Raw genomic sequence first — 15,370 nt, forward strand, 5'->3', positions numbered from 1 at the left:
CCACCTTTCCTCACGGACATGAGCTTTGACCGTTGACGTAGTCCGGCATGGTAATGGTCACCTCGTTGGACGGCGAGGTGATCCCCCCTATCAGCACGGTGTCGTCCAACTCGGTGACAAGAGTCATGGTTTCGCTCCTGGCAAGATATTGGGAGATCATGCCGTAGTAACCCGGCGCCGCCTGAAATTCGGTATTACTCTGGAACGGCTGCCAACCATTCCCCGCGCTATTGGCGACCCAGGCGGTCACTGTTCGTCCGATCCTGGTGATCCGTAACCCACCGGACGTGTTATCGGCATTCGCCCCGTTACAGTAACCGGTCCCATCCAGCGCCCAGCAGATTTCGTATGCATTGGTCGTCGAGCCGTACCGTCCTATGTAGAAGTAGTTGCTTCGAGTGCCGTCTCCCGCAGTGGCCGGCATATTGAACTGGAGCCGGGCATAGACGTGGTACTGGTTCCCGGTCACCTCTCCGGCAGGAAGGCGCAACTTCGTGGAGAAATCGAAGTCGCCGAGGAGTGGCGTGACATCTGATAGAAACAGCCGCGCCGAATTCCAGCTGTTGGCAACGCCGTTTCCGCTCGACGATTCGCTCAAGGTGACCACCCCGTTCGCTGCAACTATGGAGGAATTGCCGTTCGATGTTGTAAAGTTGAGCGGGGGGGTTTGGGCATCGACCACCGTTAGATTGTTTGCATCCTTCATGGTCACACGTTGCGACCAGATGGCCGGATTGATCCCGGCCGAGAAATCATCGGCCAGGAGTTTGTAGGGGCGCACACGAAAGATGCCGCTCCCCCCCGCACCAAGCACCCCCGACAGTGTGTAACTGTTGGTTCCGTAAGGAATTCTGGCAACGACTCCCCAATTATCTCCCTGCTTGAACTCCAACTGGTAACCGGTCGGAGCGGTGCCACTCCCGGGTGTGATAGCGAATTGCACCTTGTAAGGGCTCAAGGGTACAGCATTCAATACCGCAGGACCGTAAGGGCTGGTCCCGCCACAGTACTCTGGTCCCATTGCCGCCTCACCGGAACTGTTAAAGGCGACTACCGAGTAACAGTACGTGGTGTTGGCAGTGAGGTTGGCAGAGTCGTCATAATCGAAGATTTTCGCCACTGGAGACGTACAGGCGATGGTCGAAATATCCGAACCACAGAACCATTCTACGTATGGCACGTTAATGGTAGCTGCGAGATTCTGGTTGGATCCGCTACCGCCGTCTTTCCTGTAGATCTTATAGCCGGTAGCTCCCTTTACCAGGCGGATTCCTACAGTAATTTGGCTATCGGAACGGGTAATAAGTAACGGCACGCCCGCCGTGGCTGGAGTTGCAGTAGTGCTCACAGATACCGACGGGGTGGAGTCCCCTCCGGCGTTGACCGCCTTGACCCGATACCAGTAGGTCGTCCCGGCTACAAGGCTGCTGTCCGAATAGCTCAACACGTTCTGATTGGTAACAAGTGTCCAGCTGGCATTGTCGGTGGAGCGCTCCAGTTTGTACGTCGTGGCACTGGCAGAAGGGCTCCAGGAGACGGTTGCCTGGGTGGCGGTAACGCCCGAAATGCCGGTGATCGTCGGGGCAGAGCTGAGCGTCCAGACGGTTTTGATGACCGCATCGTTAGACTCGATAGTCTTGCCGACCGACTCCACTTTCACCTGGTACTGGGTGCCGGGGGTAAGACCGGTGATGGTGTAAGGTGGAGGGCTCCAGGAATGGGGGGAGGACAACGGTCCGCTCCAAGCGCCGTCGGCCGCTTTTTTGTAGTAGATGTTGTAGCTGTAGGCCTGATCGATACGCCCCCAAGTGACGGTTATGGATGAATCGGTGGATGTGGTCGAGACGATGGGTGGTGGTGTCGGCATGGTCTGGACGTAGCCGTCTGCCGGACTGACCGTTTGGGAATCGATGGTGGTCCCGTAGAAGCTCGTCCGCACGAAAGCCTTAATTCCCGGCCCACGACCGGCGGAATAGGTGTAGCTGCATGTCGCAGTTGCGCATGTCACGGTCGTCTGCAGCCCCCACCCCGCCCAATAGCCGGGATAGGTTTCCGGTGTGCCGCCAGAACTATACTGGTAGCCGCTCAGATAGACGTCGAAGTTCATCGACGTCGGGAAGTTCGTGTTGTCCCAGTCGAGTTTGATGGTCGTCGCGGTCGGTGTGGAAAGGGAGAGCGAAGGCTTGGCAGGCGGCGCCTGGGCAGTCTGGCAGAGCTCGTTTGACCACGCTTCGGCAGGTCCGCCTGCTGCGGTGTAGGCACGGATGCGGTAGCAGTACTGGGTACCGTCGGTCACGGCGGTATCGATCCAGTTCAGGGTGTTTGCCGCGAGCCCTGTCGCGACCGTTGTCCAGGCACCGGATGGCGGGCGCCGTTGAACGTCGAAGTTGTCTTCGTAGGTGTCGGTCCAGACCGGCCGGAGCTGGTTGGAGGCCGGGATGTCGATGTTGGAAAGAGTGACCACAAGGGGGGGGAAAACAACGATGCCGTTGCTGTCCACAGAGGTCGTGCCGCCGCTCTTCGTCCGGACCGAAACGTACCAGCCGCGGTAGTAGGGTGCCAGGACGCCGCCGCCCGTGCCTGAAACGGCATCGGCTGCCATGGTGGCAGAATAAATCGTACCCCAGCAATAGGTGGCCGGATTGGCGAGGATTGTAGCGATCGAAGCGCTTGCCGCGCAGCTCTTGCCGACCAGATCATACCCGGTATTGCCCGGCACCTGGGTCCAGGTGGCAGTGAACGTTGTTGAGGTCAGGGCGGACGCGGACTGAAGAGTCGGCGGGACGAGCGGGGTGGTTACGGACTGCTCCGGTCCCGCGGCCGGGTTTTCGACCCCGTTATAGCGCGCGTAGACACGATAATAGTAGGTGGTGTTCGGGGTAAGCCCCGTGTCGCTGAAGCTGTAACTGCCCGGATAGCCTACAGTTGACCATGTGCCCGCTCCGGTTTTGCGCTCGACCCTGTACCCGTTGGCATCCCAGCTGATGCAATAAATCCACGACAGGTCGATCTGATTGGCGTTCGGTGCTCCGTAGCTCCACCAACCCGTGACCGGGTTCGGTGCGGTATAGGACGGCACGGAATCAGCCGACGGCAGAGACCAGCCGGCAGAGCTCTGCACGGAAAGACGGTAGTAGTAGGTAGTCGCCCGCGCGAGGCCGGTATCGTCGTATGAAGTCGTATTCGCCGCCAGGGTGGCGACGGCCGCATACGTGCCGCCTGTTCCGGCCTTCCGCTCAAGCAGGTAGCCGGTATTGCCGGCAATGTTGGGCCAGGATATATTGAGCGAGCTCGTCGTTACAGGGTTCGGGTTGGTTGCAGCCGGCGCAGCCGGTTTCGCCAGGGTGGTGGTGGCGCAGAACTCGTTATAACGGGTAGTAACGGAGTTCAGATCCGCATAGACCCGCCAGCAGTAGGAGGTGTTGGGAGCCAGGCCGGTATCGACGAAAGAGGCGGCATCCATGGATAGCTTACCGTTGATCGTTCCCGGCGGGTCCACCCATGAACCGGACCCCTGGATACTCCGCTTCAGGTATGGAGTGGTGCCCGCAGTCACGTTGGTCCAGGAGAGATCGACCCTGGACGAATCCGCCTCGGCGACAGCCAGCAATGCATTGGGCATGACGACCAGGTCATTGACGATCTTGAGGGCAAGGAAATTCCTGTCGCCGGCATCGGAGGTGGTGTAGCCGGCGACAAAACCCTCGCCGAACTTGTTGGCGGCGATCGTTGCGGCATGATCTTCCTTGCCCGCCGTTCCGTTGTAAAGGAATGACTTTACATAGTCGCCGGCGGAGGTGTAGATGGCGGCCACGACATCGGTATTAGGGCTTGCGCCGGTATCCCCGGCAATGTAGATGTATCCTGATGGATCGAGGGAGAGACCAGTCAGGACCTCATCGGCGCCGGGACGGCTGAGTTCCCTTTCCCAGAGGAGGGTTCCCGCGGTATCGTAGCGAAGAAGCGCCAGGTCCCGGTCATTGGCGCCGCGATAGGCCTCACCGGCGACCACGATCTCATTGTCGAAGCTGTCATAGGCGATCTTGCGGGCGGCCGAATTGCCTGCTGCCATCCCCGCCGGGTAGGTCCTGACCCAGCGGCGGTCGACTGCTCCGGTCGCCCCACCCAAATATTTGATGACCACCATGTTCGTAAAACCGGTCGGGACGTCGGTGACGTAGCCGGCCACGTAAACGTCGCCGGCAGCGTCGATGGCAAGCGACAGTGCCCGGTCATTGCCGCTGCCGCCGTAGGTGTCGCTCCAGAGGACAGCGCCGGTGACGCCGTCCAGCTTGGCGACAAACCAGTCGTTATTGCCGGCAAGGTCGACCCGGCCGGCGACAAACACACTTCCGGCTGCATCAAGGGAGACGGCTGCGGGATATTCATTGCCCCCCAGATGGCTTTGAGCCGTAAAAACAACCGTGCCTGTTGCGGAGAGCTTTCTTACGTAAAAATCGATGTTCGAGAGGTCTGCATTGCCGTGACCGGTGACGGCAACGGCGTACGGCGCGCCCCCCTGAACGGCCACCGCATCGGCATGGTCTGAAAGCCGGCCGGCGCCGTTCAGCTGATCGGTCCACGCTGGAGTCGCCTCAAGCACTCCGTCGATGGTGGGTGAAAACGGGTACTTGTGGGTCCAGACCGAAGGTATGTTGCCCGCGCCGGGGACGCTCTGGCTGGAGGTGCCGGTCATGACGGCTTCAAGGTTCTGATCCACGGCAATAGCCACTGCATCGTCATCTTCGTCGTACCCCCCGTCGCGGCGGTCCTGCCAAAGCACCTCGAAGGTGCCGCGCTTAAGCTTTACCGTATAGTAATCTTTGGATGGATTGCCCATAAGGTTCTGGTCGGCATGAATAGTACCGGTGAAGACCACCGATCCCCCCGAGAAGCAGGCGGCATCAATAGCCTGATCATCCCCTCCGGCCGGATCGGCGTAGACATAGGTAAGCGCCGGTGAGGCGAAGGTGGCGACCCTGGTGAGGGCGTTTGCCTCTCCGGAAAGGTCGCCGTTGCCGGAACCGTCGTAAGCCTTGACCCGGAAGTAGTAATCGGTGTCGGGGAGAAGCCCCGTCACGTCGAAGTTGACGACACCGGAGCCTGGCTGGTCGGGGGTCGGTATCGTGTAAGCGTCCTGGCTCCAGGCCCCGTTTTCGCCGATCTTTATGTCCACCTTGAAACCAGTCTCGGTTTCGGTGTTGTCGAGGAAGGAGAGCTGCACCGACGTATTGCTCAGCACCTGGGTGGCGAGGCCGGTCGGCGGGTCGAGCACCCCTTTGTCCTGGCGGAGCACCACGTAGTCGATGTCGTCCTGGTCGTAGAGATAGTAGAGATCGCCGCTCGCCACGACGTAGGGGAGCGCCTGGGATGCGGCGAGGGTAATGGTTGTGGCGTCGTTCCCCTGGATGCGACGAAAGATGTCCTTGTTCTGACTGCTGACCATGTATAGGGTGTAGCCCGCCCATTGGTCCGCGGTCCACGACTTATTCCCGTTCTGCAACGAGGTCTTGGACCCGCCTGTGGCGGCCTGCGTCCCCCCGTCGAGTGGCTGCGTCCGGTCAGTCCAGACAGCAGTCACCACCCCCTGCCCCGCGAGGCTGATCCCCACCGGGCGAGAGCTGTTGCCGATCACCCCGCTCCATTCCCTGTCCCAGAGGAGCCGCCCGTTCTTGCGGCTGAACTTCGCTGTTACGACCTTCTTCACCCCAACATAGTCGCGCCACCCTGCGACAAAGACTCCGCCCGCCGGATCGACCGCAAGCGCAGAGGCCCCGGATGCATTGATCGACCCGGCATCGTAGGTACTGCTCCAGACGGTGTCGGGGACTGCAGTCCCGTTCTTGTGGTATTTGACGACGAAAAGCTTTGAAAATGCCGGAAGGACCCCGGCCGTAGCAGCGACATAAACGTCTCCCGCCGGATCGACGGTCACAGCGGCCGGCTGATCGTCGAAGCCGGCATCGTAGACAGACTCCCAGACAGGTGTCGCGGAGCCCGGCACCAGTTCTGCGGTATAGAGATCATCCCCGCGGCCGTTGGTCAGGTAGCCTGCGACCACCACATTTCCTGCAGGCGTAAAGGCGAGCGCCGTGCCGCGATCGTTGTAGGAACCGGCGCCACTCTTGGGCCAGACACGAAGCTGGTTGCCGGCAGCGTCCCAGAGGAGAGTGACCAGATCCAGGTCGGTGCCGTTGGACGACTCGCCGGTCAAGGCTATTCCGTTCCCGTCCGACGAAACAGCGACGGCGTAAGCGAGATCGGTCCCGCCGGCATCATAGGTCTTCGCCCAGAGCGGCGGATTGTCGCCTGTCACAGTGTTATCGAAGGCGAGCAGCAGACAGTCGTCATTGCTGCCGTTGTTTGAATAGCCGGCCACATAAACCCGGTCGTTGACCGGATCGTAGACCACCGCCTGGGGGATATCGGCTCTCCCGGCCGTGCCGGACCAGGTCCTGCTCCAGACCACCATTGGGGTATTTGTCCCGTTGTCGCGGTAGCGGACCACGTAAACGTCGTAGTTGCCGGCATTCATGACGCTCGCCGCAACGATCGCGTCGCCCGACTTGTCGATCGTCACCGCCACCCCTTGGTCACTGCCGCCTGCAATGTCATAAGCGGCCCGCCAGACAACCGAACCGTCGGCCGCGTACTTGACCGTGTAGACGTCGTCATTGCCGTCGCCAGCCAGGCTCTGGTAGCCGGTAACGACCGTTGACCCGCTGGCCGGCACGATCGACGCAGCGCGCGCCTCCTGCTTTCCCTTGCGGGAGTCCATAAGCGGATGGCCTGTGAGGTCAGCGCCCCCGCCCGCCAGAACCGGCGTAGCCAGGACAAGTAAGATGGCTATGGATGTAATGAGTCTTCTCATGTCTCTTTTCTCCGTCACTCGCTGTAGCTGCGCGGCGGCGCAAGGCTCGGCCACGGGGTCACGTTGTTCCACATGTTCTCTTGCGGCCACTGGTTGGGAATCGCCGGCTGGATGCCATTCACGTACGTCGGCGAAATGGTGATGTCGGCGCGCCGCAGATGACACTGGGTGTATGCCTCGTACTTGTATCGGTCAGCCATATAGGCCGGATCGCTGGTGAAGATTTTGCTGTTGATGATCCCGCCGATCGGGTAGCCCCAATGGCCGCCAGTCCAGTCGGCGCGGCTCCCGGAAAGGATGTCGGCCGCAGAAACCTTGCCGCCGGAGGCGACCCGCCCCCGGTGCTGGTAGTCGAGACAGTTGGTCACCATGAGCCGCGGCAGGGCAGATGAGTGGGGCTGGTGACACTTTGAACAGGTAAACGAGTGTTCCGTATTCGCCCCCCAACCCTTGACCGATTCGTGCATCCGGTCGCGCGATTTCCAGTCGGTGTTCTTGTTCACCCCGTCGGTCAGCTTCCGCTGCTGGTGACAGCGCAGACACAAGCCGGCAAACTGCTTGTCGCTTTCCGCGATCCGGTTCGTGTTGAAGGTGTTCCGGTCCGTGTTCCAGCCGAGCAGCACGGGTACGGTCGGCTTTCGGTTGTCCCAGCCAAGCTGCGTTGATCCAGCCCCGGCGCCGAAGTATCCGCCCCATCGGTAGGGGGGGGAGGCGATACCGCCGTTGGCGCTGGGTGGAGGTGCATCTTCCTTGTAGGGGTTGGTCATCCAACTTCCCTTGAGGAGCGGCACGGCATAAGGCATCTGTTCGCCAAGGGTCGGAGATACCCCGTGCGGGTCATGGCATGGCGTGCAGAGTCCGTTGATCCGCTCGTGACTCGAGTAGTTGAGCATGCTCGAAGCGGAGAAGTGGGTCCCGGCGACCGTTGTCTTGCGGAACGGGAAACGGGTGTAACGCCCTTTGGTCCCCCCGCCGAAGCGCGGGCTGTCGTCGTACCCCATGACCGCCTGGCTGGCGCTGTAGGTCGACTGGTATCCCCACGGCCTGGTCGACGAGGCGTTCTGGTTCTCGTGACAGTCGAAGCACTGGCCGGCGCCTGCAGCGTACAGGTTCTTGCCGGAAACGTTCCCCTGGGCCATATAGGTGGCGCCGTATCCACCCTTGCCGTTCTGGGTTTCCTTGAGGTTGGCGCCGTTACGCGTATTATTGAATGTCACATAGCTGGAGGTGGTGCCGTTGACTTTCGAGCCATGGGAATTGTGGCAGTCGTAGCACTGGATGTTTCCCCCCGCGCCCCTCGTGTTCGGCGGCGCTGCGTCGTAACCGTCGGCAGCGTTCCACCCCCCCTGGTTGGCGGCTGCGTTGCCGTGTGCCGAGAACGCCTTGACGACAGTGTCCTTTTTGTTGGCATTGGGATAGGTACCGGAATTCACCTTCCCCCAGGTGGTCGTTCCCATCTGGGCGTAGCGGGCAGCGATCGACTGGCCGTCCCAGGCATACTGACGCGGGGTCTTGCAATCACCGAACGGGGTCGTGTCGTTGTTCTGATCGGAGTGACAGGAGAGGCAGTGGTTGGTCAGTTTCGCCACTTCTGTCCGCTCGTTCGCCGTGGTGACCCGGTTGGCGAGAAACTGGACCGCCGAAGTGCTGCTGTAGAAAGTCGGTCTTTCTCCCGGCCGCCAGACCACCAGGTCGACCTTGGCGTCTTTTACCCCCGAGTAGGTCCTGAAATCGAATCCCTCGTGACGGTTCGTGTCGATCGTTCCGAACGAGGTCGCTTCCCAGTGGCAGGCGTAACACTGCCGCCCGGTAAGCGCCACACCAGGGTTCTGGACGTGGTGCGAGTTGCTGTTGAACTGCCCGACCACGTCGGCCCTAGCACCAATGGAGCCGGCGTGACACTTGACGCAGATGACCGGCAGACCGAAGGCCACGTGCTTGGGCACCGGCTTGGCGTTGGTGTGGCAGGTGTTGCAACTCTGAGAGTCGGCATGGGCATCGGCAAAACGGTGCATGTGACAGCTGGTGCATATCTTGGTCGCGTTGTGGCCGTCGCTGAAGTTGCTCAGATAATGCTTGGAATCCGGGCCGTGACAGACATTGCAGATCTTGTTGGAGGCACCTGCATAGTCGCTACCCTTTGTCTTCTGGGTGAAGGAGACGGCCGCCCGCGCCTGGGGTACGCCGTATTTCCCGTCCGTAGTGGTCGCCACCTGGCTCTGAATCATATAGATGTTGTCGTCGCCGTGGGGGTCATGACAGTCCCAGCAGAATTTCCCCCCCTTCCACGTCCCCAGAAACTTGCCGTTTGCATCCTTCGCCCACCCTCCCGAGTTGATGAAGGCACCGTAATGCTTCTTGCCGAAGTGGGCGGCCGAGGCCCGCGCCTTTTTCGGCTTGATGAAGCCCGTGCCTGGGTCGAAGCCAAGGGAATATTTACCGGGGTTGTCCGACGGCGCCGTGTGGCAGAAGATGCACTGTCCGCCGGAGTCGTCGTCGTGGCACTGCAGACAAACGCCCATCATGACGTACTGGCTCTTGATGTCGGCCTTATGGGTGGTATTCCAGCTACCGGCACCTGTTGAGTGCCCCTTATGCCCCCCCGATGGCGCGAAAACCCCGTCATCCGAGTCATGGCAGCCGGACGTGGTGCAGGAATCGAGATAACCGTGGCTGGTCCAGTCGGTCCGGGTACCGCCGGAGCGCAGTTTCACAACGATCCCGCCTATAGTCGCCTGGGGCGCCAGGCTCTCAAGTTGCCCCACATGACATTGTATGCACTCATAGTCCTTATGCTCCATATGGCAGTATACGCATTCTTTCTCGAAGCGCTGCTCGTACTGCGTGTGCCTCTTGAGCCGGAACGGATTCGACCCCTCTCCATGGATAACCGTATTGTCGTGACAGTACCAGCAGGGATTGCTCGGGAAGTTGGCGGCCGGGTTGTTCGACCCCGGATAACGCCCGGCCGTCGAATAGCGGCCATGGCCGGTAGACACCCACTGACCGAGGTTGATCCTCGCCATGGTCCCGTTGTCGAAACCGGCAAAGGTGTCCAGGTCAGGCCCGGCAGTGCCGTGACAATTGAGACAGATAATGCTCGAATTGACCGACGCCCCCCACTGGGGATCAGTGGCGCCGGTATGACAGCGGGTGTTGGAGCAGGTCTTGTTGGTCGGGCGGTACGAGCCGCCGGCGTTGAATATGACGTCCCGCGTTTTGTTCACGTGGTAGGCGGGATTGATGTGAGCCGTTTCCCCCATGTTCCCGGTCGGCAGTCCCCCGGCGTGACAGGTTTTGCAGTCGCCGTTGATAACAGTTGCTGCATGGCAGTTGCCGCAGGTGAACGAGGTGCCGGTATGGCGCGGATGAGAGTTGGCGCGTGGCTCCCCTGCACCCTCGTTATGGAAGATCGGCATCGCCGCCCGCCATTCGGTGCCGGTGGACCAGCTGGTGAAGACCGGCCAGAACTTGCCGTCGTGGCTGGCGCCGTCATGGCAGCCGTTCGCGTTGCACGTTCCGGTAATCGGGTGACCGTGACAGGCGTTGCAGCGCGACCATCCCTTATTGGGCCAGCTCGGCTGCTTCACTTCCGCATCGAGCGGGTTCACTGTGCCGTCCGAGTGGCAATAGACGTTGCTGCAGCTACGGGTGGCCGGGTCGTAGGATGGTGCAGGGCGACCGGCAATGTTCCACTGGGGATCGACCGCCACCTGCTTGGTCCCGTCGGCATGTATGGTCAGGGCCTTGATGGCGCCGGCCGCAGTCACCGTCTGATAATGGCAGTAACTGCACGGATACTTCCTGATCCATTGGGGTCCGACATGTTTGGCATGTGCGTTGGTGGAGATGTTCACGAACGGTGTGCAGACACCGTTATCTCCGTTCCAGGCGCCACCGATCTCGGTGCAATTGTCATAGGTCGAATCGACCGTCAACCCTCGATGGCAGTAAAAGCATTTGTAGGGACCCTGATCGCTCCAGGACGGCGTCTTGAAGCCCGGACGGCCAAGGGCGTTCGAATGGCAGTAGGTGCTCGTGCACTGTTTTGAGCCTGCGGTGTAGCTGCCGCCATCCTTAAAGGAGACATCCTTCTCCCCATTGACATGCTTTTGACGGTCTGTGATCATCGCTGAACCGGTGGCGGTCGAGTTGTGGCACTTGTCGCAGACGTATTGGTAATCCTTGGCGTGCCTGTCATGGCGGGGACTCATGGTCACGGTATCGCTGTTCCCGCCGTGGCAACCGGTACAATCGAGCGACCCGCCCCAGGTCGGAGCGGCAAAGGTGTTCACCCGGCCGGCAGGGTTACCGTTCGAATGGCAGTAAATATTGTTGCAGCCGCCTGTTCGTCCCGTGCTTTGCGACGGCAGGTAAATGGGATAATCCACATTGCCGGAGTACGAGCCGCCGCTGTTGGGGGAGGTCAGAAACTGCACGGCCAGCGCTCGGCGGCCTGCGCTGGTGGCGTGGGAAAATGAGGTGTGCACGGGATGGCATTTGCCGCAGCTGTTCTCGTCTACGCGGTAATAGTCGCCATGTTTTTTACCCGACCCGCTCTGGGAGGGATGGCTTCCGTCGTCAGGCGGCAAACCGTGGCAGGCATTGCAACCGGACGGAGCTTCTAGTAGCTGGTTTCCCCATTCCGGAGTGCTCTTTTCAAAGTGACAATTGACATTGGCACAGCTGCCGAGGGTCGGATTAGGCGTTTGGGGAAAAGGGGTGGTCCAGTTGCCAAATGATGAGGTGCGGTTTTTATATACCGCATTAACGGGGGAATTATTGATATTGCTGGAAAGCTTGATCAGTCCGTCACGATGGGAGGAGTTGTAGCTTTCGCTTCCCGGATGGCAAATGGCGCAGTTTGCCGGCCCGGCATACGCAGGGAGGTGGGTGCGGTGCTTTCCCTGGAAGCCGCCGGTCGTAATATTCCGGTAACTATCTTCCAGCGGCCGGAAATCGGCGGTTTTCTTACTCCCGTGGCAATCGTAACAGGAAATCGACGCCTCCGCCACGCTACCCATAACCGTCATCGCCAGCAGCAACATCAGTATGCGGTTACATATCCGCCTCAGCTTATTGTCGATCATGCGCCCCCCACTATAAGCCTCTCTGCCCGGACCATTTACGGTTCTGCAAATGTCGTCAGATATAGGCCCACAAATATATATAAAATTTAATATTATTTATAACTAATTAACAAATATCACGATGTTACAGTTTTCATTAAACATAAATATTTAGGTTTTTGCCCTGAAAATGGCATCCACAAACGCGGCATAAAGCAGGATTTAGCGGAGTCAATTTCCCTGTGCGTGAAATAACCGCCTGGAAATGCGTGCATCGTTTACATATCGCAGTCTTACACGGTAATAGATGCAATATTAAAACCATTTATGAAGTTAGTTGGACGGGTCACCGAAGAGAGCCGGCGTTTGGGGGGATTACCGAGATGCGAGCTTTGCCAGTTCCGCCTCAGATGGTCTGATATAGGCGGGATTGAGGTCGGCAAGAGGTATTGTTTCCCCTTTGGCCAAGGCCTCTGCCGCAAGCAGAGCGCCGGCGGAGGCTCTCGGCTGGTTGAGACTCCATGGGGCAAACAGCGCCTTGTCTCCCAGGGACGCTGTGATAAGGTCGCGGTACTTTACCGCCCCTTCGCCGATGAATATGGTAGGGTCGTTTATTTTATACAGCAATTCGCTCGGCGGGAGTACGGCATCCTTGTCAAGCGGCTCGGGAAGGGTGCGGCAGGAATAAAGCCCCGCATAAACCTCTTTTTTTCTCGCATCGAACATGGCACATACCGGGCAGGAGCTCCAGGGGAGATTCATAGCCAGCATAGCCAGGGAAGAAAAACCGGCCACCGGCTTGGCGGCAGCCAACGCCAGCCCCTTGACGGTCGCAACGCCGACCCTGACGCCGGTAAACGAGCCGGGCCCAAGTGCGACGCCTAAGGCGTCCAGATCGGCCACAGTCAACCCTGCGTCGGTCAGGAGCATATCCACGCAGGACAGCAGGCGATTGGTGAGCGTTCTGTCCAGATCGACAAGATACTCACCGGCTAACCGTTCGCCCAGGGTCAGAGCGACGCTGCAGGTATTGGTGGAGGTGTCGATGGTGAGGAGTTTCAAGGGATCATCTCTTTTTTCAGTGTTGGCCGATTAAATAGCGGGCGATATCATTGTAAAAGGCCAGGATCATCAGGCTTATAAGGAGCACGAGGCCGACCTGCTGGGCAATCTCCCGAGCCTTCGGACTGACCGGCCTTCTGAAAACAAGCTCCCAAAAATAGAAGAAGAGATGCCCGCCGTCAAGAATGGGCACCGGCAGGAGATTCAATACTCCCAGGTTGATGGAAAGCAGTGCCACAAAAGCGAGAAAGCTGACACCACCTTCTGAAGCCTGTTGTCCGGCCATCTTGACGATCATAATGGGCCCGCCGATGGTGTCCAGGGGAATGGCCCGTTCCACAAGTTTCACCAGCGAAAGTACCGTTATCCTGATGACGTTCCAGGTTTGGCCGCTCCCTTTAACAAGGGCATCCAAAGGGCCGAAGCGGTCGATAACCACCTCGCCGGCAGAGACGACACCCAGAACCGGGGAAGTAACGGTATCACCAAGGAGGTTTTTAACTGTCCTGCTCTCCGGCACCACGCGGAAGACAAGGGTGGCGGTACCGCGGTTGACCTGCAACTCAACCGGTTGCCCTTTCCCTTCGGCAATGTTTTTAGCAAGCTCTTCCCAGCGATTGACCGCTTTGCCGTTAATGGCAGTCACCACGTCTTTGGCCATGAGACCGGCGCGGGCGGCGGGTTTATCCTTGACGACCTCGCCGATTTTGGTAGTAGCCGCAGGGACCCCGACCATATAAACCACGATGAAGATGAACCAGGCAAAGAATAGATTAAAGACCGGTCCGGCAGCAACGATGACAATCCGCTTCAGAGGGGGCTTTTCCGCAAAGGAACGGCTCTTGTCCGCGTCCGACAGATCAGCGCCATCACCTTCTCCGACCATCTTCACATAGCCGCCAAGTGGAAATGCGGAGAGAAGATATTCCGTCTCGCCGACCTTTTTACCGACAATCTTTGGACCGAAACCGAGTGAAAACTTCTCGACCCCCACCCCGAACAATTTGGCAAAGATAAAATGTCCCAGTTCATGAATGAAAATGAGCGCCCCGAGGGCTATGATTGCGGATATTATGCTCAGCATACGACTCCTCTTTAGACGGTGAACGGCAAGCAGTAAGAAGTAAGAAGCGGCTTACTGCTTGTCAATCCCCAGAAGTTCTTTGCATTTTTCCCTTCCCCACCGGTCCACTAAGAGCACTTCCTCGATGGTGTTGAGCAGATGGGGTTGGTGGAAATCCATGGTTTTCTCAATAGCCTCGGCAATGGCGGTAAATTTAATTCTCCCGTTCAGGAACGCACCGACGGCAACCTCATTGGCGGCATTCATGACCGTCGGCATGCTCTCGCCATCTTCGAGCGCCCGGTAGGCCAGTTTCAGTGCAGGGAAACGGCTGTAGTCGGGGTTGAAGAACGTAAGTCCCGAAAGCGCGGTCAAATCGAGCGGCTTCACGCCGGTCGGCACCCGGCCGGGATAAGTCAGGGCGTAGGCAATGGGAGCCTTCATGTCGGGAATTCCCAGTTGAGCCATGACACAGCCATCGATATATTCTACCATGGAATGGATGATGCTTTGGGGATGAATATTAACCGCGATTTTCTCTGCCGGAATATCGAACAGCCACCGCGCTTCGATGACCTCCAGCCCTTTATTCATCATCGAGGCCGAATCAATGGTGATTTTCTGCCCCATGCTCCAGTTGGGATGGTTGAGCGCATCGCTTACCGTGACCTGCGCCAGCTTCTCAGCAGGCCAGGTGAAAAACGGCCCGCCTGAAGCGGTGAGGATGATCTGCTTCACATCCTCCATCCGGTGCCCCTGAAGCGACTGGAAAACCGCACTGTGCTCGCTGTCCACGGGATAAAGCTTTACCCCATGGGCCTTGACCATATCCATGATCAGGCGGCCGGCGGTGACCAGGGTCTCTTTATTGGCCAGGGCGATGTCCTTCCCCGCCTTGATAGCGGCAGCGGTCGGCACCAGACCGGCGGCGCCGACAATCGCCGCGACCACCATGTCGGCATCTGCGGCGGTTGCGGCAGCGATCATACCTTCCACGCCATGGAGAATCGCAGGCCCCTTCCCCGACAGCATCTGCTGCAACTTTTGCGCAAGCTCCTCATTCAGGACCGCCACCAGTTGCGGAGAAAACTCCTCAATCTGCTTTTTCAGCAGATCCAGGTTCCCCCCGGCAGTAAGCGCAACTACCTGAAATTTGTCGGGATGGGCCGCAACGATATCCAGGGTGCTGACCCCTATGGAACCGGTGGAACCAAGTATGGCAAGCTTTTTCATGATACCCCTCCAGGAGCGTTAGGGTGAACAAAAGGGCCTTCATGGCTCTCGCGACCCACCATCACTGCTCGT

5 protein-coding genes are annotated in these 15,370 nt (G+C 59.1%); all 5 read right to left on the reverse strand.

The window, feature by feature from the left end; genetic code table 11:
- Positions 1-10: 10 nt before the first annotated feature.
- On the reverse strand, positions 11-6,871 hold the full coding sequence (locus GURA_RS18960) for a fibronectin type III domain-containing protein (protein ID WP_011940527.1): 6,861 nt from the start codon (positions 6,869-6,871) through the stop codon (positions 11-13).
- Positions 6,872-6,885: 14 nt separating this feature from the next.
- Positions 6,886-11,961, reverse strand: a complete 5,076-nt coding sequence (locus GURA_RS18965; protein ID WP_011940528.1) for a CxxxxCH/CxxCH domain c-type cytochrome — start codon at positions 11,959-11,961, stop codon at positions 6,886-6,888.
- A gap of 354 nt (positions 11,962-12,315) precedes the next feature.
- Positions 12,316-13,002, reverse strand: a complete 687-nt coding sequence (gene tsaB, locus GURA_RS18970) for a tRNA (adenosine(37)-N6)-threonylcarbamoyltransferase complex dimerization subunit type 1 TsaB (RefSeq protein WP_011940529.1) — start codon at positions 13,000-13,002, stop codon at positions 12,316-12,318.
- A 16-nt stretch (positions 13,003-13,018) separates the two neighbouring features.
- Complete coding sequence (gene rseP, locus GURA_RS18975; protein WP_011940530.1) at positions 13,019-14,086, reverse strand: RIP metalloprotease RseP; 1,068 nt, start codon at positions 14,084-14,086, stop codon at positions 13,019-13,021.
- Positions 14,087-14,137: 51 nt separating this feature from the next.
- Positions 14,138-15,298: a 1-deoxy-D-xylulose-5-phosphate reductoisomerase gene (locus tag GURA_RS18980; RefSeq protein WP_011940531.1), complete on the reverse strand. Its 1,161-nt coding sequence runs from the start codon at positions 15,296-15,298 to the stop codon at positions 14,138-14,140.
- Positions 15,299-15,370: the final 72 nt, after the last annotated feature.

The sequence above is a fragment of the Geotalea uraniireducens Rf4 genome (assembly GCF_000016745.1).
Taxonomy (GTDB): Bacteria; Desulfobacterota; Desulfuromonadia; order Geobacterales; family Geobacteraceae; genus Geotalea; species Geotalea uraniireducens.